Annotated in this window: 20 protein-coding genes and 1 tRNA gene; 12 read left to right on the forward strand and 9 right to left on the reverse strand. The window is 63.1% G+C overall.

All coding sequences use genetic code 11. From position 1 onward, the window contains the following. The first annotated feature begins 4 nt into the window (after positions 1-4). Positions 5-454: a VOC family protein gene (locus tag AC0L2L_RS13605; protein ID WP_473579050.1), complete on the forward strand. Its 450-nt coding sequence runs from the start codon at positions 5-7 to the stop codon at positions 452-454. A 54-nt stretch (positions 455-508) separates the two neighbouring features. Here the strand turns inward: AC0L2L_RS13605 and AC0L2L_RS13610 are convergent, their stop codons facing one another. Further along, the gene (locus AC0L2L_RS13610) at positions 509-1,162 is read right to left on the reverse strand and encodes a GntR family transcriptional regulator (protein WP_027167548.1); all 654 of its coding nucleotides are present in this window, start codon (positions 1,160-1,162) and stop codon (positions 509-511) included. A 106-nt stretch (positions 1,163-1,268) separates the two neighbouring features. Further along, entirely contained in the window at positions 1,269-2,447 is a 1,179-nt protein-coding gene (locus AC0L2L_RS13615) for an NAD(P)/FAD-dependent oxidoreductase (RefSeq protein ID WP_473579053.1), read from the reverse strand. 182 nt (positions 2,448-2,629) lie between these two features. Between AC0L2L_RS13615 and AC0L2L_RS13620 the strand changes: the two genes are divergently transcribed. From AC0L2L_RS13620 to AC0L2L_RS13640, 5 genes are read left to right on the forward strand one after another with little or no spacing between them, the layout of a single operon-like run. Next, a complete protein-coding gene (locus tag AC0L2L_RS13620) occupies positions 2,630-3,832 on the forward strand; it encodes a pyridoxal phosphate-dependent aminotransferase (RefSeq protein ID WP_473579055.1) in 1,203 nt (400 codons plus the stop codon). An 8-nt stretch (positions 3,833-3,840) separates the two neighbouring features. Then, a complete protein-coding gene (locus AC0L2L_RS13625) occupies positions 3,841-4,281 on the forward strand; it encodes an acetyl-CoA carboxylase biotin carboxyl carrier protein (protein ID WP_473579057.1) in 441 nt (146 codons plus the stop codon). Positions 4,282-4,286: 5 nt separating this feature from the next. Beyond that, the gene (gene accC / locus AC0L2L_RS13630; protein WP_473579059.1) at positions 4,287-5,660 is read left to right on the forward strand and encodes an acetyl-CoA carboxylase biotin carboxylase subunit; all 1,374 of its coding nucleotides are present in this window, start codon (positions 4,287-4,289) and stop codon (positions 5,658-5,660) included. Further along, entirely contained in the window at positions 5,632-6,045 is a 414-nt protein-coding gene (locus tag AC0L2L_RS13635) for an acetyl-CoA carboxylase biotin carboxyl carrier protein (protein ID WP_473579061.1), read from the forward strand. Before accC ends, AC0L2L_RS13635 begins: the two co-directional genes overlap by 29 nt. Before the next feature lie 38 nt (positions 6,046-6,083). Further along, positions 6,084-6,863: a LamB/YcsF family protein gene (locus AC0L2L_RS13640; protein ID WP_473579062.1), complete on the forward strand. Its 780-nt coding sequence runs from the start codon at positions 6,084-6,086 to the stop codon at positions 6,861-6,863. Positions 6,864-6,922: 59 nt separating this feature from the next. Here the strand turns inward: AC0L2L_RS13640 and AC0L2L_RS13645 are convergent, their stop codons facing one another. The 5 genes from AC0L2L_RS13645 to AC0L2L_RS13665 all read right to left on the reverse strand — a co-directional run bounded on the left by AC0L2L_RS13645 (position 6,923) and on the right by AC0L2L_RS13665 (position 11,681). Beyond that, positions 6,923-7,954 (reverse strand): Ldh family oxidoreductase, encoded by a 1,032-nt coding sequence (locus AC0L2L_RS13645; RefSeq protein WP_027167541.1) that lies wholly within the window; start codon positions 7,952-7,954, stop codon positions 6,923-6,925. Positions 7,955-7,994: 40 nt separating this feature from the next. Further along, positions 7,995-9,158, reverse strand: coding sequence for an epoxide hydrolase family protein (locus AC0L2L_RS13650; protein ID WP_473579064.1), 1,164 nt, complete (start codon positions 9,156-9,158; stop codon positions 7,995-7,997). 100 nt (positions 9,159-9,258) lie between these two features. Beyond that, on the reverse strand, positions 9,259-10,239 hold the full coding sequence (locus AC0L2L_RS13655; protein WP_473579066.1) for a 5-oxoprolinase subunit C family protein: 981 nt from the start codon (positions 10,237-10,239) through the stop codon (positions 9,259-9,261). After that, on the reverse strand, positions 10,236-10,898 hold the full coding sequence (pxpB, locus tag AC0L2L_RS13660) for a 5-oxoprolinase subunit PxpB (RefSeq protein ID WP_473579068.1): 663 nt from the start codon (positions 10,896-10,898) through the stop codon (positions 10,236-10,238). The genes AC0L2L_RS13655 and pxpB overlap by 4 nt, the downstream gene beginning before the upstream one ends. Positions 10,899-10,904: 6 nt before the next feature. Continuing rightward, positions 10,905-11,681 carry an SDR family NAD(P)-dependent oxidoreductase gene (locus tag AC0L2L_RS13665; protein ID WP_473579070.1) on the reverse strand — a complete coding sequence of 259 codons (777 nt, stop codon included), beginning with the start codon at positions 11,679-11,681 and terminating at the stop codon, positions 10,905-10,907. A 241-nt stretch (positions 11,682-11,922) separates the two neighbouring features. Here AC0L2L_RS13665 and AC0L2L_RS13670 point away from each other — a divergent pair, with 241 nt between their 5' ends. From AC0L2L_RS13670 to AC0L2L_RS13695, 6 genes are all read left to right on the forward strand, one after another. Then, positions 11,923-12,558 carry an RraA family protein gene (locus tag AC0L2L_RS13670; protein ID WP_473579071.1) on the forward strand — a complete coding sequence of 212 codons (636 nt, stop codon included), beginning with the start codon at positions 11,923-11,925 and terminating at the stop codon, positions 12,556-12,558. 148 nt (positions 12,559-12,706) lie between these two features. Continuing rightward, complete coding sequence (locus AC0L2L_RS13675) at positions 12,707-13,816, forward strand: branched-chain amino acid ABC transporter substrate-binding protein (protein ID WP_473579073.1); 1,110 nt, start codon at positions 12,707-12,709, stop codon at positions 13,814-13,816. Positions 13,817-13,937: 121 nt separating this feature from the next. Continuing rightward, positions 13,938-14,849 (forward strand): branched-chain amino acid ABC transporter permease, encoded by a 912-nt coding sequence (locus AC0L2L_RS13680; RefSeq protein ID WP_473579074.1) that lies wholly within the window; start codon positions 13,938-13,940, stop codon positions 14,847-14,849. Further along, the gene (locus tag AC0L2L_RS13685; protein WP_473579075.1) at positions 14,849-15,808 is read left to right on the forward strand and encodes a branched-chain amino acid ABC transporter permease; all 960 of its coding nucleotides are present in this window, start codon (positions 14,849-14,851) and stop codon (positions 15,806-15,808) included. The genes AC0L2L_RS13680 and AC0L2L_RS13685 overlap by 1 nt, the downstream gene beginning before the upstream one ends. A gap of 2 nt (positions 15,809-15,810) precedes the next feature. Beyond that, positions 15,811-16,575 carry an ABC transporter ATP-binding protein gene (locus AC0L2L_RS13690; protein ID WP_473579076.1) on the forward strand — a complete coding sequence of 255 codons (765 nt, stop codon included), beginning with the start codon at positions 15,811-15,813 and terminating at the stop codon, positions 16,573-16,575. Further along, complete coding sequence (locus AC0L2L_RS13695; protein ID WP_473579214.1) at positions 16,575-17,321, forward strand: ABC transporter ATP-binding protein; 747 nt, start codon at positions 16,575-16,577, stop codon at positions 17,319-17,321. The genes AC0L2L_RS13690 and AC0L2L_RS13695 overlap by 1 nt, the downstream gene beginning before the upstream one ends. A 142-nt stretch (positions 17,322-17,463) precedes the next feature. Here AC0L2L_RS13695 and AC0L2L_RS13700 read toward each other — a convergent pair. Together AC0L2L_RS13700 and AC0L2L_RS13705 are read right to left on the reverse strand one after the other, a co-directional pair. After that, positions 17,464-17,540, reverse strand: a tRNA-Arg gene (locus AC0L2L_RS13700). Between the two features lie 102 nt (positions 17,541-17,642). Next, complete coding sequence (locus AC0L2L_RS13705) at positions 17,643-18,806, reverse strand: M20 aminoacylase family protein (protein WP_473579078.1); 1,164 nt, start codon at positions 18,804-18,806, stop codon at positions 17,643-17,645. Positions 18,807-19,008 lie beyond the last annotated feature (202 nt).

The raw sequence follows: 19,008 nt of genomic DNA on the forward strand, positions 1-19,008 counted from the left end.
GAATATGGGCAATTTCGACAAGCTGCATCACATCTGCATCGTCGTGCGTGATATCGACAAGGCGCAGGCTTATTACGATTCAATCGGCATAGGACCGTGGGAAGCCTATCCGCCGCTGGCCGAATACGAAGAACTCCAAGTCCCAAGCCCCGAGGGGTTCAAGGCGATGCAATACCGAATTTGCAACCTGCCGAACACTCAGCTGCAACTGTGCCAGCCAAACCACGATCCTTCACCACAGCGGATTCATCTCGATACCAAGGGCGAAGGCGTCTTCCATATCGGCTTTGAGGTTCGTGATGCGGACGCAGCCGAAACCAAGGCGAAAACCGACGGACTTGCCGTGCTGATGCGCGGGCGCCGGGAAAACCGCACCGGCTTCACCTACTACGATACGGCCGACAAGGCGGGCGTCATCCTGCTGACAAGGGCGACCAATCTGCCCGGCAAATGATCCAACCGCGAGAAAGGAAAGCCGATGCGGACCATGTCCGGAATGACCGGTCCGTCAGCTGCCCCGCAATTCCTGAAGCCGGTCGACCAGGAACTTGCCGCTGGTGATGATATGCATTTCCAAAAGGCCCACGGCGCGCAGCGTATCCTTGGCCTCGCACAGGTCAATGAGCTGCCAGTGGTCGCGGTCGGACTGTGCCTGTATCTCGGTGAGCGTCACCATCATGCGCGTGTAGCGTTCCAGTTGCTGGTAGATACGCCCGACCAGTTCGATCGTCGCCTTGCGGCCGGACGGCGCGTAGAGCGCGGCGTGGAAGTTCCAGTTGAGCTGGTTCGAATACTCGCCTGTCTTGCCCTGCTCCTGGTGCTGCTTTGCACGCTCCCGGGCCAGAGCGAGGTCGGCCTCCGTCATCCTTGGAATGGCTAGGGCCAGTAGCCATGTTTCGATCCGGGCCCGCAATTCGTAGAGCTCGAGGATCTCGTCCAGGGAAATCGAGGTGACGACGGCGCCCTTGTGGGAAACCAGCGTGACGAAGCCTTCCGAATGAAGCTGATGCAGCGCCTCTCGCACCGGAATTCGGCTGACGCCGAACTCGGTGGCCAGATGCTCCTGCCGCAGCTGGAAGTTGGCCTCGTATTCGCCGATCAGGATCTTCTGCCTGATGGCATCGGCGACCTGGGTCGAGATGGTTTTCTTCTGTACGAGCATGAATCAGCCTGGGGCGGCCGCCTTGTTTGTCGACTGGCGCCGTTTTGATTGAAGAAGTGGACGCATAGCACCGTTGTCACTGCGATGCCATGTCGCCCGTTTCGCTTCAGTAGACATGTTCCTCGATGGGCTGATTGCTGGCGATCCGCTCGTAGCGAAAGGCCGAGAGGTCGACAGAGCGGTACTCGCCATAGGCAATGAGGTCGCTGACACCCGACCCGGTCGCCGCCGCATGCATCATGCCGTGGCCGCTGAAGCCGGTGGCCAGGACAAAGTTCGAGACCTCGGGATGCCGGCCGATGATGCCGCTGTGGTCGAAGGTGTTGTATTCGTAGAGACCCGCCCAGGCGCGCAGCATGCGCAATTGTTCGAAGCCGGGAACACGATGGGCCAGCGCCGGCCAGATCAACTCGTCGAACAGATCGTAGTCTACATCCAGGCCAAAATCGTCTGGGTCGTTCTCGCGCACCGGCGGAATACCGCACAGGAAGAGCTGACCTTCCGGCCGCAGCCAGACGCCGCTCGTATCGAAGACGAAGGGGCAGTTTTCGATCCTTGCCGGCGTTTCGAAGACGAAGACGCAGCGCTTGCTCGGGACAACCGGCAGCTCGACGCCGGCCATCCTGGCAATGCCCGCGCTCCATGGTCCGGCCGCGTTGATCACCGTGCCGGCGGCAAGCCGTTCGCCATTGTCCAGCACCACTTCGCCGACCTTTTGGGAAGACGCCATGGTCAGTCCGGTCACGGTCGAGGCAAGATAGTCCACGCCCTGAGTGCGTGCCTTGCGGCGGAATGCCTGCATCAGGCCGGGGCCGTCGAACCAGCCTTCGCTGCCGAGGCCGAGCGAGCCAAGGGCGAGATCGTCCGTGTTGAGCCATGGGAAGCGTCGCGCCAGATCGGCTTGCTCGATCAGTTCGGCATCGACGCCCATGCCGCGCTGAACGCGGTTCTTGGCACGCTGCGCGTCGGCCCGCTCGGGCGTCGCCAGCACGAGGTAACCGGGCTCATGCAGGCCGATGTCCGCCAACTCGTCGCCAATGGCTAGCCGCGTCTTTACCTGGCGCAGGAAATCGATGCTGAACTTCGACATGGCGATGTTCGGCGCGGTGCCGAACTGCTGGCGTATGGCGCTGGTCGACAAGGAAGACGAGGAGGCCGTGTAATAGGGGTCCCGCTCGATCACCGCGATCCTGCCATCGAAATCCGGATTGGCTGACAGGAAGTAGGCGATCGAGCTGCCGACGACGCCTCCGCCGACAATCACCACATCATAGTTTGTGCCCATTCCAATCGTGTTCCCTATCTCGAATGTCATGCGTGGTGACGAGGATTGGATACTTTCCTCTATCGCCCCACCTCAGAAATGAGACATAACCCGGTCTTCGACGCAGAAAAAGGGGTTTGACGCGAAAATAGGAATACATTATCCAATCTTTGCCAGATATCAGACATGCCGAGGATTGTTCCGTGGGCTTCATCGCTCCCCGTCTCGACGTCATCAAGCCAAGCCCCAGCATGGCGGTCACCGCGCGGGCAATCGAAATGCGCTCGGCCGGCATCGACGTCATCAGCCTGAGCGCCGGCGAGCCGGATTTTCCGACGCCTCCGCACATCGTCGAGGCAGCCTACGAAGCGATGCGCAGGGGTGAGACGCGCTATACGGCGGTCGACGGCACCGCCGCGCTGAAGAAGGCGGTGGCCGGAAAATTCAGGCGCGAGAACGGCCTCGACTACGAGCCTTCGCAAATCAGTGTCGCGGGCGGCGCAAAGCAGATCATCTACAACGCCCTGCTGGCAACGCTGGCCCCCGGTGACGAGGTGGTTGTCCCCGCGCCCTATTGGGTTTCCTACACCGACATCGTCCTGCTCGGCGAAGGCAGGCCGGTTGTCGTACCCTGCACCGAGGCGCAAGGCTTCAAACTGACGCCGCAAGCCCTGCGAGCCGCGATCACCGGGCGCACCAAATGGCTGCTGCTCAACACGCCGTCCAATCCGACTGGCGCCGTCTACAGCCGCGACGAACTTGCCGGCCTGGCCGGGGTGCTGCTCGACCACCCGCATGTTCACGTGCTGACCGATGACATCTACGAGCATATCCTGTTCGATGGGCGCGTCTTCCATACCATCGCCGGCGTCGAGCCACGGCTGAAGGATCGCACGCTGACGGTAAACGGCGTGTCGAAGGCCTACGCCATGACCGGCTGGCGGATCGGCTATGCCGGCGGGCCGGAACCGCTGATCCGCGCCATGGCCACCGTGCAGAGCCAAAGCACGTCGAACCCATCATCCATCTCGCAGGCCGCGACCATAGCAGCGCTTGAAGGCCCTCAAGACTTTCTTCGTCCGCGCGCTCTCGAATTCCAGGCCCGGCGCGACCGCGCCCTGGAGCTGCTGCGCGTCATTCCCGGTCTCACCTGCCAGACGCCCGAGGGCGCCTTCTATCTCTATCCCAATTGCTCGGCCCTGATCGGCCGTCGCCGCCCGGACGGCACGCCTATCGGCGACGACGACGATTTCTCGCTTTACCTGCTCGATCAGGCGCGGGTAGCAGTGGTGCAGGGCTCGGCCTATGGCCTGTCGCCGCATTTCCGCATTTCCATAGCCACGTCGATGGACCTGATCGAAAAGGCGATCAGCCGCATCGCCGAGGCTGTCGAAGCGCTGCGGTAGGGCCGGCGATGGATCTCGACTTCGTCCTGAAGCTGATCGAATTTGTCTCGCGTTCGCCCATTGCCGAACTGGAGATCGAGCGCGACGGCGTTCGCGTCCGCATGTCCAGGCATACGGCGTCGGCGCAATCCGCGTCGCAGGTGCAGCCGGGGCCCGATGTAACCGCCCGTTCCCCAGATCAGACGTCGACATCTCCGCCTATCGCACGCCATTCGATCCGCGCGCCGCTGACGGGGGTGTTCTACCGCTCTGGCGACGAAGGCGAACCGCCGCTGGTTGCCATTGGCGATGTGGTCGCGGAGGGGCAGAAAATCGGCGTCCTCGAAGCCATGAAGACGCTCAATGTCGTGGAATCCAATCGCGCTGGGCGGATCGTCCAGATCGCGTTCGACGACCATGCAACGGTGCAGTCCGGCGACGTGCTGTTCGTGTTGGAAGATGAGGGCTGAGGGCGATGTTCGATACCGTCCTTATCGCCAACCGCGGTGAAATCGCGCTGCGCATCCTGCGCGCCTGCCGCGATCTCGGATTGAAAACGGTGGCGGCGCACTCGGAGGCCGATGCGAGCCTTCGCCATGTCGCGCTGGCGGACAAGGCGATCTGCATCGGACCGGCTGCCGCGACAGAGAGCTATCTCAACATCGCCGAGATCATCGCGGCCGCGCAACTCACCGGCGCGGGCGCGATCCATCCGGGCTATGGTTTCCTTTCGGAGAGCGCCGCCTTCGCCGAGGCCGTCGAAAACGCCGGCCTCATCCTCGTCGGGCCGTCCGCGACGGCGATCCGCACCATGGGCGACAAGGTCTCCGCCAAGCGCACGATGATCGCTGCCGGCGTTCCCTGCGTTGCGGGCTCGAAGGGCGCGCTGCCGCAGGATGAGCAAGAGGTGCGCGCCATTGCCGAGGCCATCGGCTATCCGGTCATCGTCAAGGCAGCGGGTGGCGGAGGCGGGCGCGGCATGCGCATCGTACGCGATGAGCAGGCCCTGATGGAAGCCGTTTCCATGGCGGTGAAAGAGGCGGACCGGGCCTTCGGCAACCCGCAAGTCTATCTGGAAAAATTCCTCGAGCAGCCGCGCCATATCGAGATCCAGATCCTGGCGGACAAGCACGGCAGGGCGGTCTGGCTCGGCGAGCGGGATTGTTCCATGCAGCGCCGTCACCAGAAGATCATCGAGGAGGCGCCGGCGCCTGGCATCGCCCGCGAGGCGATCGCCGAGATCGGCGATCTGTGTGCCCGCGCATGCCTGACCATCGGCTATACCGGTGCCGGCACGTTCGAGTTCCTCTACGAGGACGGGCGCTTCTCTTTCATCGAGATGAACACCCGCGTGCAGGTGGAGCATCCGGTCACCGAACTCGTCACCGGCATCGATATCGTGCGAGAGCAGATGCGCATCGCTCGCGGCGAACCGCTGTCGTTCAGCCAGGAAGACATCCGCATTCAAGGCCACGCCGTCGAATGCCGCATCAACGCTGAAGATCCGTACAGCTTCCGGCCGCATCCGGGCCGGGTCGAGCGCTGGACGCCGCCCGGTGGTCCCGGTATCCGCGTCGAGTCGCATCTCTACTCCGGCTACACCGTGCCGCCGCACTACGATTCGCTGGTGGCCAAGCTGCTGGCGCATGGCGCGACGCGGGCAGAGGCGATCCGGCGCATGCGCGGGGCGCTGGGCGAGATGGAGGCAGTCGGCATCGCCACCAACGCGCCGCTGCACGGCATCCTAATGGAGGATACCGGCTTCGCTACCGGAGGCTTCGATATTCATCATCTCGAACACCTCATCGAAGGCGGTCTGCTTGAGCGACGAGGCGGCGATGACGCTTGAGGAGATCGAAAGGCTGGCTGCCTGGTGCGCAAGCGCCGGCATAGGCGAGATCGAGCTGGCGGAGGCCGGCTTTTCGCTGCGCCTGCTTGTACAGGCCGTTATTGCCCCGACACCCGTGGCCGCGGCCGAAGCGCCGAAGGCCGAAACGGTCTTCAAGGGCGTGCGTGCGCCCGGCGTCGGCGTGTTCCGCCTCTATCACCCGACCACCGGCCACCCGGTTGCCAAACCTGGCCAGACGGTCCGCAAGGGCGAGACGGTCGGCGTCCTGCAGGTCGGCCCGTGCCTGAAAGCGGTGCTCACGCCGGCAGACGGCGTGCTGGGCGGGGCGCTGATCAAGGACGGAGCGGTCGTCGGCTACGGCACGCCGCTCTACGAACTGGCGTGAAGGCACAGGCGATGGTTCGAACCACTGAGGAAAGCGCCATGACGGCCACGGGATTGCAGGTCGATATCAATTCCGACATGGGCGAGGGTTTTGGAGCCTACAGGCTCGGCGACGACGCGGCGATCCTCGATATCGTCAGTTCCGCCAATGTGGCCTGCGGCTTTCATGCCGGGGACCCCGAGATCATGGCCGCTACGTTCTCGATGGCGCGCGACAAGGGCGTCGCCGTTGGCGCGCATCCCAGCTTCGCCGATCTGTGGGGGTTCGGACGCCGCATCATCCCGCATTCCATGGATGAGATCGAACGGCTGGTCGCCTACCAGGTCGGCGCGGCGCAAGCGCTTTCCGCTTATGCCGGCCACCCGATCCGGTATGTGAAGGCGCATGGCGCGCTGGGCAACCTTACCCAGACAGACCGTGGCGTCGCCGAAGCAGTGACCCGCGCAGTCAAGGCCGTTGATCCCGGCCTGATCTGCCTGGTTATTGCGCTCGGCTTCCAGGACAGGATCGCGCGCGACGCTGGCCTGACGGTCAGGTCCGAGATCTTCGCCGATCGTGCCTATACCGAGGAAGGCTTCCTTGTCTCGCGCAAGCTGGCAGGCGCGGTCATCCATGACCCCGAAAAGGCCGCGGAACGGGTCGTGCGGATGGTCGAGCAAGGCGGCATCGAGACGCTTTCCGGGCAGATGCTGCGGACGCCGATCGATTCCATCTGCGTCCACAGCGACACGCCGGCGGCCGTCGCCATCGCAGCGCATGTCAGGAGACGGCTGGAGGCGAACGGCGTCAGGGTCAGGGCGTTCGCGGCAACGGCCTGAGCACGGCCAATCGGTTGCGCGGCGGATCGTCCCCTCCCCCTTGATGACCAGGCCTCACGTCACACGCCGCCGAGTCCTCGTTCGAGAAAACGGTCGAGCTGTTCGATTTCCTGGGCGGAGAGACTGATGCCATCTCTCTGCGAAGTCGCACGAGCGAGGAACCGTCGCTGCGAGGGCAGGCGCGCACTCTGACCGACGATCGCCTCGAACAGGGCTTCGGCACGACCCAGCGGATTGCCGGGACGTCCGGCGGAAAAAGCTTGCGGCGAAAAGGCGATGACCAGCTCTCCATGCGATGGATAAAGCGTCGTGGTGCCGAGCAGATCGAGCGCCTCGGGGCTGGTCAGGTCGCCGATCATGATGCCGGCGAGCAGCTCGATCATCGTCCCGATGGCAGACCCCTTGTGCCCGCCGAAGGAAAGCATGGCGCCTGCCAAGGCAGCTTCCGGATCTGTCGTCGGCCTGCCGTCTATATCGATCGCCCAGCCTTCCGGCAGCTTCTTGCCGGCCCGGCGATGGAGCTCGATCTCGCCGCGCGCGGCAACCGACGTCGCGAAGTCGAAAACATAAGGCGGCTGCTCTTCGCGCGGCCAGCCAAAGGCAAAAGGATTGGTGCCAAGCAATGGCCTGTTGCCACCGGTCGGAGCGACCGTGGCATAGCTCGGACACATGGCCAGGCCGGCAAGGCCTGCCTGCGTCAAGGCTTCGACCTCCACCCACAGCGCGGAGAAATGCACGGCATCGTTGATCGCGAGCGCGGCAATGCCGCACGAGCGTGCCCGCTCGACCAGAACGGGCAGGCCCAATTCAAAGGCCGGGTTGGCGAAGCCATGCTTCGCATCCACTTTGACGATGGCGGGCGCGTCTTGCGGCAACAATTCGGGCAGCGCGTTCGGCTCCACTTTTCCGGCCTTGATCGTTCGCAGGGCGCCTTCGATGCGGTAGACACCATGCGACTTGCAGGCATCGCGTTCCGCCGCGACGATGACCCGGGTGATGGCGCCGGCCTGGATGGGGTTCAGTCCCGCCTTGCGGAAAATTGCATCGACGCGCTCATGCAGGGCATCGACGGTGATCGCGGTGTTGGTCATTTCTGCCTTCGGGTTTGGCTGCGCGCAAACGCAGGTGCCTTCAAAAATCCAGACCACCGGCAAAGGCCCTTAGATCCTGTGCAAGCAAAGCGGGCTGTTCGAGGGCTGCGAAATGACCACCTCGCGGCATCGCTGTCCACCGGCGGATATCCTTGAAGACACGCTCGACCCAGCTTCTTGGCGGCATCGGCAGCTCCTTGGGAAACAAAGCCACCGCAAGCGGGACATGGATCGCCGTGCCGGGCGCAAATGCAAGCGGGCGGGCGCGCGTTTCCCAATAGAGCCGCATCGACGAAGCGACGGTCCGGGTGAACCAGTAAAGCGAGATGTCGGCGAGCATGTCGTCGCGCGAAAAAGCGGCGTTGCCCAGATCGCCGTCGCAATCGCTCCAGTCGCGGAACTTTTCGATCATCCATGCCGCCAGTCCGACCGGCGAATCCGTCAGCCCATACGCAAGCGTTTGTGGGCGCGTCGCCTGGATATGGGCATAGGCGCCATGAAGATCCGCCCAACCGGCTTTCCGTTCCAGGAAGGCGCGTTCTTCCGACGTCAAGTCACCGTCTGGGCTTGTATCGTGAGGTGGTGAGAATGAGCCGGGAATGAAATTGAGATGCACGCCGGCGAGATTGTCGGGATGCGCGTGTGCCAGGCAGGTCGACACGCTGGCGCCCAGATCCCCTCCCTGGGCGAGATAACGCTCGTAGCCGAGACGGCTCATCAACTCGGCCCAAATCTCGGCAACGGTGAACAGGTTGAGACCAGACCTGGTCGGCCGGCTTGAAAAGCCATAGCCGGGAATCGACGGAACCACGACATTAAAGGCGTCCTCCTGTCTTCCGCCATGCGAAAGCGGGTCGGTCAGAAACGGGATCAGCTGATGAAATTCGAAGACGCTGCCCGGCCAGCCATGGGTGAGTATGACCGTTCTGCCGGTCGCAACAGCGGCGCGCGCATGGATGAAATGGATGGTTTGGCCGCCGATATCCGTCTGGTAGTGCGGATGGAGGTTCCAGGCGGCTTCCTGCTTGCGCCAGTCGAAGCCGGTGCCCCAGTACTGTACAAGCCGCCGCAGTTCTTCGTATTCCGTTCCCTGCGCCCAGCCTATCGCCTGCAATTGGTCCGGCGCTCGCCAGGCCGAAAGACGCTTCTTCAATTCGTCGATTTCAGCCTGGTCGATCCGGATCGTGAAAGGGCGGATTTCCATGGACCTGTCCTGCTCGCTGGTATCTTGATGAGGGTGCCGATGCCGTGCCGTTCCTTGTTATCACCATCGGATCTCGGGCCAATCGGTTCGGGTTTCTCCATCAATTCGGCCGAGACCTTGCCGCCACCAGATTGCGCGCGGCAACGAATTCGTCATGCCACCGCCGGTTCGCGCGAAGCGCCTCCGTCGACACTTCAATCGAGACCGGCACGAATCGCAACCGTGCGCCGACCGGCGCCTGCGCCAGCCGCCACAGGTCGGCTTCGATCACTGTGGCGATCTTCGGATAGCCGCCGCACGTGTTCGCATCGGCAAGCTGGATGATCGGCTGACCGGATGGCGGCACCTGGACAGTTCCCGGCACGATGCCGTGGGACAGCAATTCGAGCGGTGAGAGGAGCGAAAGCGTCTCTCCGGCAAGGCGATATCCCATCCGGTTGGCGTCGTTGGTGATGCTCCATTCGCTGTCGGTGAAGGCTGCCTGGGCCTCCGGCGTGAAGGCGTCGAACTCGGCAGCGGGCAGAACCCGCAATTCGATTGCCGAGGCAAAGCCGCCCGCGGCGCCGCGCCGCTCCTTCAGCGCTGCGCCAAAGCCGCCCGCGGGGAGGCGGCATTGCGCAGGGTTAAGCGCAAGCTGGTCGCCGCGGGACAGGCCGCGTCCGGCGAGCCCGCCGAAACTGCCTTTCACGTCCGTCGCGCGCGACCCCATGACGGGCGGCAGATCGAGCCCGCCGGCAAAGGCGATGTAGGAACGCGCACCGACTCGCGGCGCCTCGAGGACAAGCGCCTCGCCGGCGCGGATCGTCATGGCCCACCAGGGCGGGCAGGGCCGGTCGCCGACGCTGACGGCGCAATCCGCACCGGTGACGGCGACGGCGGTGTCGATATGCGCGCGCAGCCGGAACGGATGAAGCGCGACCTCGATCCCGGCGGCCGAGGGATCATTGCCCAGCATGAGATTGGCGATCGCCAGTGCTTGCCTGTCCATGGCGCCGCCATGGCTCACCCCCAGCGCCAGATGACCGGGCCGGCCGAGGTCCTGGACCGTGTTCGGCAGGCCGGTGGTGAGGATCTCGATCATGCCTCGATCCCCGCGATTTCGAAGCGAATCCTGTCTCCGGGCCTGAGGAGCACGGGCAATTCCGCTTCGGCCCTGAAGAGCTTCACGTCGGTATGGCCGATGATGTGCCATCCGGATGGTGCTGTCATCGGCATGATACCTGCCTGCGCGCCGCCAATGATGACGGCGCCCTCAGCGACTTTGAGGCGAGGCGTGCTGCGCCTTGCCCAGGTAAGCTGCGGGTCGAGACCGGACAGATAGGGAAAGCCCGGCATGGCGCCGATGGCGGCAACGGAGTAGGTGGCCGCCGCGTGGCGCCTGACAGTCTCGTCGACAGACAGGCCGCAATGCGCGGCCCAGCCGGCGAGATCTTCGCCGCGCGCGCCGCCGTAGCTGAGGGGAATGGTATGATGCGTGCCTGCAACCGCATGGGCATCGGTGCAGGTCCAGAGCGACATCAGCTGATCGCCGACGCCGTGGGCGTCCGTGGCGAGCGGATCAAACACCACCAGCAAGTTGTTCATGCCGGGAACAGCCTCGCGCACCCCCTCGAGGGTCAGCGCGGCATTCGCTACTGCCCAGACCAGTTCCTGGGTGGCATCATCGAAGGCCCCCTGCGCGCCATCGAGCAGCACAGCGCTCGATCCTGCAAGGCTGATGTGGGGCGTACCGACAACCATGGGCGGTCAGTCCTTCACCGGCACCGTATAATTCAGGATCAGCCGGCCGCCATCCGGATAGATGGTCTGGCCGACAATGTAGGAGGCGTCGTCGCTGGCCAGGAAGGATGCGACGCTGGCGATCTCCGAAGGCTCGCCGCAGCGGCCGCTCGGGGTGCGCGACAGGATGGTCTGGCGCTGCGCTTCGCTGGCCATGACCGAGCTCTTGACCATGTCGGTCAGGATGGTGCCGGGGCCGATGGCGTTGACGCGGATGTTGTGCGGGATCAGTCCGACGGCCATCACCGCGGTCAATTGCTTGATGCCACCCTTGGACACGGCATAGGCGACGGAATTGGGAATGGCCAGAATGGCGTTGATCGACGACATGTTGATGATCGAGCCGCCGCGTCCCTGCGCGATCATGGCTCGCGCCGCCGCCTGCCCGAGCAGGAAGGGCGCCTTGAGATTGACGCGCTGAACCAAATCGAAGGCCTCCTCGGGGAAGTCGACGAAATCGTCCAGATGGATGATGCCGGCATTGTTGATCAGGATGTCCACACCGCCGAAGCTATGCATGGCCTTGGCAATGATGCCGTCGGCCATGTCCCTGCTGATTTCGGAAAGGTCGGCGGATAGCCAGACGGCGCGCTCGCCAAGACGTTCGGCATGCTCGCGCCCGCGATCGGCCTGCACGTCGACTAGCACAACCCTTGCGCCATCGGCATGAAAGCGCTCGGCGCAGGCAAGGCCCAGGCCTTGTGCCGCCCCGGTGACGATCACGACTTTTCCTGCGTGCTTCACAGTCAATTCCTTTTTTTCACAATCACGACATTTGTGGATATGTTATCCAATCTATCTTGAACTTCGATGCCATTGCAAGCCCGGATGGGTGGAGCTAAGGGGTCATGTTGGCCGGATGTGCGCCATTACATAGCCGCTTTGCTTTTTTTCTGCCGACCGCCGCAAGGTCGGTTGACTCCATCGAATTAATTGTGATTGGATACTATATTCATAATATGTGCCGACGGCAGGAGTGCAGGCGATGGCGGATGGATCACAGGAAAGCGAACTGATCGACGCGTTCCGCGCTCTTGCGACGCCCCTGATCAGCGACAATCTCGCTCGTGTCCCCGGAGCTGTCGGGTTGCGGCCATTCCATCAGGTGAGCGGCGTCATGGCGGGGAGGGCGCTGACGGTCAGGACCCGCCCCGGCGACAACCAGTTCATCCATCGTGCGCTCGATCTGTTACAGCCCGGCGACGTAGTCGTCGTCGATGGCGGTGGCTATGAGGGGCGCGCGCTGGTCGGCGAGATCATGACAAGTGTCGCGGCGTCGCGCGGCGCCGCAGGCATTGTCATCGACGGCGCCATCCGCGATGCCGGTGCCATCGGCCGCAGTCCGTTTCCATGCTTCGCACGGTCGGCCATCCATCTCGGACCTTACAAGGATGGTCCGGGAGCCATCAATGTTCCCGTCTGCATAGGCGGCATGGTCGTTGGCCCGGGCGACATCGTCGTGGGCGACGAGGATGGCGTCGTGGCATTTCCAATCGACTGTGCCGCGGCTTTGCTGGCCGCTGTCCGGGCGCAGGAAGCCCGCGAAGCCGCGATCATGCTCAGCATCCGGGAGAACCGCTATCAGGGAGCCTATGCCCGGGCCCCCGGCGGCAGTCACTGATCTGCCGGGTCAGTCCTGCCGGCGACAGATCACGTGGCCGGCTGGCGATCTTGCTCAACATAACCGCTCCGCAGCCAACCGAGGAGCGAAACAATGCATTTCGGGCACGCCGCCTGGATGCGCCAACAGGGGAAAATGGAGAGAATTAATGGTTGTTTCCTTCAAGAGGCTAGCTTGTGCCACCGCCCTTGCCGGGCTGGCTATGACCACGATGGCCGCGGCTGCCGACATCAAGATCGGCATCGTGGCCCCCATGACTGGCCAACTGGCCAGTGAGGGGCAGGATATGGAGAATGCCGTGAAGATGGCGATCGATGCCGTCAATGCCAAAGGCGGCGTCAGCGGCGACAAGATCACCACCACCACAGCCGATGATGCTTGCGATCCGCAGCAGGCGGTGACCGCGGGCAGCAAGCTTGTCTCGGAAGGCGTGACCGCCATCGTCGGCGGCTACTGTTCGGGCGCCGTCTTGCCTACATTGAAGATCTATGGCGACGCCGGCATTCCGTTCGTCATCATCGGAGCGAACTCGACCAAGCTGGTCGCCGCCAATCAGGGCAATGCCTTCCTCGCCAATTCGACCGGCGACATGCAGGCGACGACGGCCGTCGAGCTCTTCAAGAAGAACGGCTACAAGAAGATCGCGGTCGTGGACGAAGGCGATGCCTATTCGTCCGACCTGGCCAAGCTGACCGCCGAAGCCTTCAAGAGCGCAGGCGGCGAAATTGCCGCCAAAGAGACCGCCACGGCCGGCGAGCAGGATTATTCGGCGGTCGTCACCAAGATCAAATCAAGCGGCGCGGACGCCGTCTTCTGGACCGCCTACCATGCCGGCGGCGCCCTGCTCACCAAGCAGCTTCGGCAGGCCGGGTTCCAGGGCGGCATCGTGCTCGGCGATGGCAACAATTCGCCGGAGTATCTGGAAATCGCCGGCTCGGCCGGTGAGGGCGTGTACCTGTTGTCCCCGCCCACCGTCGACCTCTTGTCCGGCGCCGCCGACTTCAAGGCCAAGTACAAGGAAACCTATGGCCGCGACGCGGGCGCCTATGCGGCTCTTTCTCATGATGTAGGCGACCTGATCGTCGATGCGATCACGCGGGCCAAGTCGGCGAACCAAAAGGCGATCATCGAGGCGCTCAAGGCGAGTGACTTCAAGGGGCTGGCCGGTGAAATCAAGTTCACCGACAAGAACACGCTCCAGACGTCCAACTTCCGCCCGGTGGTCGCCAAGGGCGGCAAGTGGGTGGCAGCCGAGTAAAGGCGAATCAGATTGACGCCAAGGCCGGCCTTATGGCGGCCTCGGCGTCACCGCCGGCTGTCTGGCGCGTATTGACGCCGCGCCTATGCAAGTCTTTTTCAATTCTGCACCTGGAGCATCAATGACGCTCGACCTGGTTATTCAGCAATTGGTGAACGGTCTTATCGTTGGCTCATTCTATGCCCTGATCGCGCTGGGCTACAGCATGGTCTTCGGCGTCATCAAGCTCCTGAATTTCGCCCATGGCGACATCTATATGAGTGGCGCCTTCGTCGGTCTCATTGTGTTTTCCTTCGTCGGCATTTGGGTCGGCAACGGCTGGCTCGGCGTGGTCTGTGCACTGCTGGTGTCGATGCTGGCCGTTGGCTTGCTCGGCGTTGTCATCGAACGCTTCGCCTATCGGCCGATGCGCAATGCGCCGCGCCTCTCCATCCTCATCACAGCGCTCGGTGCGTCGATGGTGTTGAACGGCACGGCACTCGCCCTGACCGGCGGGCGGCACTACGCATTCAACACGGATCTCGGTTTTGCCGGCGTCGACATTTCCACCGTTCACATCACCTACACGCAGATGGTGCTGGTGGCCGCCTCCATTGCTCTTATGGCCGGGATGCAGGCCTTTGTCTCACGCACCATGTATGGCAAGGCGATGCGCGCCGTGTCCATCGATATGGGGGCGAGCCGCCTGATGGGCATCGATGTCGACCGGGTAATCGCATTGACCTTCTTCATGGGTTCCGCGCTTGCCGCCGGCGGCGGGGTCATGGCCGGCGCCTACTATGGCAGTGTCCATTTCTTCATGGGCTTCATCATGGGGCTGAAGGCCTTCACCGCCGCTGTCATCGGCGGGATCGGCAGCGTGCCGGGCGCCATGCTTGGCGGCTTGCTGCTCGGCCTGCTCGAGGCTTTCGGCTCGTCCTTGCCCTTTGTCGGATCGGAGTGGCGTGACGTTTTCGTCTTCGGGGCCTTGATCCTGTTCCTTGTGTTCAAGCCGACCGGCCTTCTTGGACGCTCTATCGTGGAGCGGGTGTGATGATCGACGAAGTGAGGACCATGCCGGCCGCCGTGCAACCGCAATTGATGCGCTGGTCCGTCGTGCTGCCTGGGTTGGCGGCACTCGCCTGCGCACTGGTGTTGCCGCAATTCGCCAATGCCTATGTGACGGAGGTGGCGACCACGGCGCTGCTCTATATCGTTCTATGCCTCGGCCTCAACATCGTCGTCGGCTATGCGGGCCTGCTCGATCTCGGTTACGCTGCCTTTTTCGCGGTAGGGGCCTACACGTCAGGTATCCTGACCGCGGAATTCGGCTTCAATTTCTGGCTCACCATCCCGGTCGCCATGGCGGCGGCCTGCGTGGCCGGCATCATCATCGGTGCACCGACGCTAAGGCTGCGCAGCGACTATCTGGCAATCGTGACGCTGGGCTTCGGCGAGATCGTGCGCATCATCGCCCGCAACCTCGACATCACCGGTGGCGCCAGCGGTCTCGTCGGCATCGAGCGGCCGGAGATCTTCGGCTTCAAGCTGATGCAGGTGCAGCATTTCTACTATGCGTTCCTGGTGCTCGCGCTGCTGACCGCCTTCGTCTGTCTGAGCATCGAGCGGTCGCGAATGGGACGAGCCTGGTTCTATGTTCGTTATGACGAGGATGCCGCCGCGGGCATCGGCATCAACCGTGTCACGGCCAAGCTTCAGGCCTATATGATGGGGGCGGTGATCGCTTCGGTTGCCGGCTGCCTCTACGCGGCCAAGATGACGGCCATCTCGCCGGAGAGTTTCACCTTCAATCAATCGCTGCTCATCCTTCTCGGTGTCGTCCTGGGCGGCATGGGCCGCATTCCCGGTGTCGTCCTGGGCGCCATTCTGGTGGCCCTGCTTCCGGAGGTGCTGCGCGGGGCGGGCACCTATCGTCCACTGGTGACGGCGGTTGCGCTGCTGGCAATCATGCTCTTCAGGCCAAATGGGCTCTGGCCGGACAAGCGAGTTTGACCATGGCGCTGCTGGAAGTCCGCGATCTGCGCCTAAGTTTTGGGGGACTGAAGGTCCTTCACGACATTTCGTTCTCCGTCGAGAAGGGCGTCATCAACAGCCTTATCGGGCCGAACGGGGCCGGCAAGACGTCGCTCTTCAACTGCCTGACCGGATTCTACAAGCCGAAGGGCGGCTCGATCCATCTCGGCGGCCGGCCAATTGCCGGTTTGCCGCCGCATCGCATCACCGCGCTCGGGCTCGCCCGCACGTTTCAGAACATCAGGCTGTTCAAGGAAATGACCGTTCTGGAAAACGCCATGTCCGGCCAGCATTGCCGCAGCCGCCACGGCATAGTGTCGGCGATCCTGCACTTGCCGGCACAACGGCGCGAGGAGGAGGCGATCCGCGCGGCCGGCATGCACTGGCTCGATTTCGTAGGCATCGAGCAGCATGCGCATCGCCGCGCCGGCGGTCTTTCCTATGGCGATCAACGGCGGCTCGAACTCGCAAGAGCCCTGGCGTCGGCGCCCGAGCTCATCCTGCTGGACGAGCCTGCCGCCGGGCTGAACGAGCGCGAAAAGCTGGACCTTGTTCACCTGATCCGCCGCATCCGTGACGAAACCGGTATCACCGTCCTGCTGATCGAGCACGACATGGGCCTAGTGATGCAAGTGTCGGAGAAGATCGTGGTGTTCGACTATGGGCAGAAGATCGCCGACGGACCGCCGGAGGTCGTGCGAGCGGATCCCAGGGTCATCGAAGCCTATCTGGGTACGGAGGAATGATGGACGCCGAAATCGTTCTTTCCGCGAACCGCATCGTCGCGCGCTATGACGGCATCGAAGCCCTGCATGGCGTCAGCCTTTCGGTCAAGCGCGGCCAGATCGTCGCCCTGCTTGGCGCGAACGGTGCGGGCAAGAGCACCACCTTGCGCACGCTATCCGGCCTTGTTGCTGCATCCTCTGGAAATGTCCGCTTCCTGGGCGAGGACATAACCAGGGTCGCTGCTCACCGCCTGCCGCATCGCGGGCTCGTCCACGTCCCGGAGGGAAGGCGTATTTTCGGCGACATGACGATCAAGGAGAACCTTGACCTCGGTTCGTTTACGCTTGCCGACGACGTCGAGCGGCGCCGGCGGCTGGACCACGTTTTTGAGCTCTTCCCCATCCTGGCGCGCAGACAGAATGGCGATGCCAGGAACCTCTCGGGAGGAGAGCAGCAGATGCTTGCAATCGGACGCGCCCTGATGGCAGCGCCCAAGGTGCTGCTGCTCGACGAGCCATCGATGGGCCTGGCGCCGCAATTGATCGAGGAAGTCATGAACATCGTCCAGCGCCTCAACCGCGAGGGCGTGACGATCCTGCTTGTGGAGCAGAACAGCAAGGTCGCCTTGAAATTCGCCGACTACGGCTACGTGCTCAAGGCCGGGCGTGTCGTTCTTGAGGGCCCGGGCAATGAGCTTGCGAGCAACGAGGCGGTCATCAGTGCCTATCTAGGCGGCGTCGCGCCTAACACCGATATCCATTCGTAGCCTCCGCTTCGCAACGGATTTGCGCCGCTTCGTTCTTGCAACATGTGTGTCCAGAATCTGTAGGTCTACGAAATTTCCCGTACTAATTTCGAAATAATCTCCCAAAAGTACGGAAATAATTTCGCCAAGCGATTGAAAACGCTGGTGATCCCGACAGGAATCGAACCTGTGACCTACAGATTAGGAATCTGTCGCTCTATCCTACTGAGCTACGGGACCACGCGGCCCGACACATAAACGCTTCGGGCCGGTTCGCCAAGAGGCGAGAAGGAGGCGAGAAGGCGGCGCGAACGGGGGCGCCGCTCCGGGGCGTGTCGCCGCTCAGGCGGCCAGCGCCGTCTCCGCCAGCTTGACCCAATAGCTCATGCCGTGCGGGATGACTTCGTCGTTGAAGTCATAAGCCGGGTGGTGCAGGCCCGCGGTGTTGCCGTTGCCGATGAAGATGAAGGCGCCGGGGCGGGCTTCCAGCATATAGGAGAAGTCCTCGCCGCCCATCACCGGCTGGATGGCGCGGTGGACGTGGCTGTCTCCGGCGACGTTGGCCGCGATATCGCCGGCAAACACGGTTTCCTCGGCATGGTTGAAGGTGACCGGGTAGTTGGCGTCGTAATCGACCTCGATCGTGGCGCCGAAGGCGGTCGCTATGCCGGCACAGATGGCGCGGATGCGCTCTTCGGATTTCTTGGCCACTTCCTTCTTCAGGGTGCGCACGGTGCCGGCGATCTCGGCGCTTTCGGGAATGACGTTATACGCGTCGCCGGCATGGAACTTCGTCACCGACACCACTACGGCCTCGACTGGATCGGTGCTGCGCGAGGCGATGGTCTGCAGCGCGCCGACCAGCTGGCTGGTGATGACGATCGGGTCGATCGTGCCGTGAGGCATCGCCGCATGGCCGCCGCGGCCCTTGACGGTGATGGTGAATTCGGCGGTCGCGGCCATGATCGGGCCGGGCTTGATGGCGAACTGGCCGACCGGCAGGCCCGGCATGTTGTGCATACCGAACACTTTTTCGATGGCGAAGCGCTCCATCATACCGTCCTTGACCATTTCGTTGCCGCCGCCGCCTCCTTCCTCGGCCGGCTGGAAGATCACGGCGATGTTGCCGGCGAAATTGCGTGTCTCGGCAAGATATTTGGCGGCGCCGAGCAGCATGGCGGTATGGCCGTCATGGCCGCAGGCATGCATCTTGCCCTGCACGGTCGAGGCCCATGGTTTACCGGTGATTTCCTCGATCGGCAGCGCGTCCATGTCGGCGCGCAGGCCGATGGTGGCGCCATCGCCCTTGCGGCCGCGGATGATGCCGACCACGCCGGTCTTGCCCAGCCCCGTGACCACTTCGTCGCAGCCAAAGGCCTTCAGCTTCTCGGTGACGAAGTCGGCAGTCTGATAGACGTCGAAATTCAGCTCCGGTGTCTGGTGGAGATGTCGTCGCCAGCCGGCAACTTCTTCCTGCATTTCCGCGGCGCGGTTCAGAATCGGCATGATCGGTCCATCTCTTTGTTGATTGGCGGCAGTCGGTTCACAGCCGCTCAGCAATTGTGATTGTCTTGCACTTTGCCATTTTGGCGTCACATAGGGTAAATAGCACGGCAACAATGCGGTCCGGGATCGAGGGTCGGGCTGCATTTATGCTGGCGATGGGTAATGAAATCTTACGTAGCCAGCGGCGATTACGGCAAGAGGC

This window comes from Mesorhizobium sp. WSM4832, assembly GCF_055811115.1.